The 3,882-nt window shown below is 76.4% G+C and carries 1 protein-coding gene; it reads right to left on the bottom strand.

Annotated features, from left to right (window positions below; genetic code table 11):
- Positions 1-3,778, bottom strand: a 3,778-nt coding sequence (locus ACFXAM_RS19315; RefSeq protein ID WP_380292729.1) for a type I polyketide synthase, incomplete at its 3' end; no start/stop codon positions are given.
- Positions 3,779-3,882 lie beyond the last annotated feature (104 nt).

The raw sequence follows: 3,882 nt of genomic DNA, 5'->3' as shown, positions 1-3,882 counted from the left end.
TCCCTGCCACCCCGGGGGCTAAGGCCGCCGGATCGGTGTCGGCGAGCATCGCCGCGGTGTCGACGCCGGCGGTGTGGACCACGGCGGTGAGCGGCTGCTCCGCCGGGAGGCCGGCCAGCAGCGCGGCCAGCGCGGCCCGGTCCGTCACGTCGCAGGCCGCGATCGTCACGCGGGCGCCGAGTTCCTCCAGGTCGGCGCGGAGTTCGTCGGCGCCCGGGGCGGCGGGGCCGCGCCGGCTGGTGAGCACCAGGTGCTCGGCGCCGCTGCGCGCCAGCCAGCGGGCGACGTGGCCGCCGAGCGCACCGGTGCCGCCGGTGACCAGGACGGTGCCGCGCGGCGCCCACCCGTCGGCGGGGGCGGGGCCGTCGGGGGTGAGGCGGGTCAGCCGGCGGGCCAGGACCGTCGTGCCGCGGACGGCCAGCTGGTCCTCGTCGCCGTCCGAGGTGAGGGCGGCGGCCAGCCGGGCAAGGGCCGGCTCGTCGGGTTCCGGCCGCTCCTCCCCCGGTGCGGCGGCCGGCGGCAGGTCGACCAGGCCGCCCCAGCGGTCGGAGTGCTCCAGGGCGGCGACCCGGCCCAGACCCCAGATCTGCGCCTGGGCGGGATCGGCCGGCTCGTCGGCTCCGCCGGCCGCCACCGCGCCGCGGGTCACGCACCAGAGCGGCGCCTCGACGTCCGCGTCGCCGAGGGCCTGCACCAGGGTCAGGGTCGGCGCCACACCGGCGGGCAGCGCGCCCCGGTCCTCGTCCACGCCCCGGTCGTCGCCGAGGGCGAGCAGCGAGACGACCGCGCGCAGCGGCACCTCGCCGTCGGCGGCCGCGCGCAGCCGCGCGGCGAGGGCCTGCCGGTCGGCGGGCCCGTCGAGCTCCAGGACGTCGGCGTCCGCGCCCCGGGCCGCCAGCGTCGCGCGCAGCGCGTCGGCGGTGCTCCGCGCCGCGCTGCCGGCGGGTGCCAGGAGCAGCCAGCGGCCCTGCGCCGTGCTCGTGTTCTGCGGGGCGTCCGCGAGGTCCGGCAGCGGCGTCCAGGTGACCCGGTACTCCCAGCCGTCCGCCGTCGGCTGCTCGCGCCGGTCACGGGCGGCCGGCTCCAGCCAGTAGGACTCCCGCTGGAAGGCGTAGGTGGGCAGGTCGATCCGGCGGGCGTCGGTGCCGGCGAGCACGGCGTCCCAGTCGAGGGCGGTGCCGTGGGCGTGCAGCCGGGCGAGGGCGGTGGTGAAGGACTCGGCCTCGGGGCGGTCGGCGCGCAGCGCGGGGACGGCGACCGCGCCGGCCAGCGTCTCCTGCACCATCGGGGTCAGACCGCCGGGGCCGACCTCCAGGAACACCGCCGCGCCCTTGGCCGCGAGCGTCTCGACGGCGTCGGCGAAGCGGACGGCGTGGCGGACGTGGCGCACCCAGTAGTCGGGGTCGGCCACCTCCTCGAAGGTGAGGAGCTGGCCGGTCAGGGTCGAGACGATCGGCAGGGTGGGCGCGGCGAAGGTGACACGCTCGGCCACCGCGCGGAAGGCCGCGAGCATCGGCTCCATCAGCGGCGAGTGGAACGCGTGGGAGACGGCGAGCCGCTTGCTGCGACGGCCCTCCAGCAGCCCCGCGACCTCCAGGACGGCGTCCTCCGCGCCCGAGAGCACCACCGAGGACGGGCCGTTGACGGCCGCGATGCCCACCCGGTCCTCGCGGCCCGCCAGCGTCAGCAGCACCTCGCCCTCGGCGGCCTGCACCGCCATCATCGCGCCGCCGGGCGGCAGCTGCTGCATCAACCGGCCGCGCGCCACCACCAGTTCGGCGGCGTCGGCCAGGGAGAAGGCACCCGCGACGTGCGCGGCGGCCAGCTCGCCGATCGAGTGCCCGGCGAGGAAGTCCGCCCGCACCCCCCAGGACTCCACCAGCCGGAACAGCGCCACCTCGATCGCGAACAGCGCGGGCTGGGTGAACTCCGTGCGCGCCAGCAGCTCCGCGTCCTCGCCGAACACCACGTCCCGCAAGGGCCGTTCGAGGTGGACGTCCACGGCGGCGCAGACCTCGTCGAACGCCTTCGCGAACACCGGGAACGACGCATGCAGCTCACGCCCCATCCCGACCCGCTGGCTGCCCTGCCCCGAGAACAGGAACGCCAGCCCGGCGTCCCGGCCGGCCACCCCCTCGACCACCTGCGGCGACGGGCCGCCCTGCGCCAGCGCGCGGACGCCGTCGACGAGTTCGGCGAGCTCCGTGCCGACCACCACCGCGCGGTGCTCCAGCGCGGCGCGCGAGGTCGCCAGCGCGCGGGCGACGTCGACCGGCCGCACGTCGGGCAGGCCGATGACGTGGGAGAGCAGCCGTTCCGCCTGCCCGCGCAGGGCGGCCCTGCTGCGGGCGGAGACCACCCAGGGCACCGGAGCCGCCGCCTTGACGGGCAGCGGGGCCGAGCGGGCCGAAGGCTCCTCGTCCGCCCCGGGCGCGGCCGGAGCCTGCTCAATGATGGTGTGCGCGTTGGTCCCGCTCACCCCGAAGGAGGAGACGGCGGCGCGGCGCGGCCGCTCGCCCGCCGGCCAGGCCACCGGTTCGGTCAGCAGCCGCACCGCGCCGGTCGACCAGTCGATGTGCGGGGAGGGCTCGTCCACGTGCAGGGTCCTGGGCAGGACCTCGTGCTGGAGCGCCTGCACCATCTTGATGATGCCGCCGACCCCGGCGGCGGCCTGGGTGTGACCGATGTTCGACTTCAACGAGCCCAGCCACAGCGGGCGTTCCTCGGGCCGGTCCTGCCCGTAGGTGGCCAGCAGTGCCTGTGCCTCGATCGGGTCGCCGAGCCTGGTCCCGGTGCCGTGCGCCTCCACCGCGTCGACGTCCGCCGGGGAGAGCCCCGCGCTCGCCAGCGCCTGGCGGATCACCCGCTGCTGGGCGGGACCGTTCGGGGCGGTCAGGCCGTTGGACGCGCCGTCCTGGTTCACCGCGCTGCCGCGCACCACGGCCAGCACCGGGTGCCCGTGGCGCCGGGCGTCGGAGAGCCGCTCGACCAGCAGCAGGCCGACGCCCTCGCCCCAGCCGGTGCCGTCCGCCTCGGCGGAGAAGGACTTGCAGCGGCCGTCCACCGAGAGGCCCTGCTGGCGGCTGAACTCGGTGAACATCCCGGTGCTCGCCATGACCGCCGCACCGCCGGCCAGCGCGAGCGAGCACTCGCGCCGGCGCAGCGCCTGGACCGCCAGGTGCAGGGCGACCAGCGAGGAGGAGCACGCGGTGTCCACGGTCAGCGCCGGGCCTTCGAGGCCGAAGGTGTAGGAGAGCCGGCCGGAGGCGACGCTCGGCGCGGTGCCGGTGAGCAGGAAGCCCTCCAGCTCCTGGGCGTTCTCGGCGTCGCCCGCGTACCCCTGGTAGGCGAGGCCGACGAAGACGCCGGTGCTGGAGCCCTTGACCGACAGCGGGTCGATCCCGGCCCGCTCGAAGGTCTCCCAGGCCACCTCCAGGAGCAGCCGCTGCTGGGGGTCGGTGGCCAGCGCCTCGCGCGGTGAGATCCCGAAGAAGCCCGGGTCGAACTCCCCGGCCTCGTGCAGGAACCCGCCCTCGCGGGTGTAGCACTTGCCGGGGCTCCCGGGGTCCGGGTCGTAGAGGTCCTCCAGGTCCCAGCCGCGGCCGGCGGGGAAGCCGGAGACCGCGTCGCCGCCGCGCTCGACCAGCTGCCAGAGCTCCTCGGGGCTGTTGACCTGCCCGGGGTAGCGGCAGCCCATCGCCACGATGGCGATCGGGTCCTGGTCCTTGGCCTCCGCCTCGTGCAACCGGCGCCGGGTCTGCTTGAGATCGGCCGTCACGCGCTTGAGGTAGTCGAGCAGCTTCTGCTCGTTCTGCATGTCTCGTTCACCCGCCATGAGAGTCAGGAAGTGCTGTCGCACTGCGATCCGGTGGAGCCACAGGG

The sequence above is a fragment of the Kitasatospora sp. NPDC059462 genome (assembly GCF_042749955.1).
Lineage (GTDB): Bacteria > Actinomycetota > Actinomycetes > Streptomycetales > Streptomycetaceae > Kitasatospora.
Note: the sequence above shows the minus strand (reverse complement) of the source record. Positions and strands in the feature narration are given on the sequence as shown.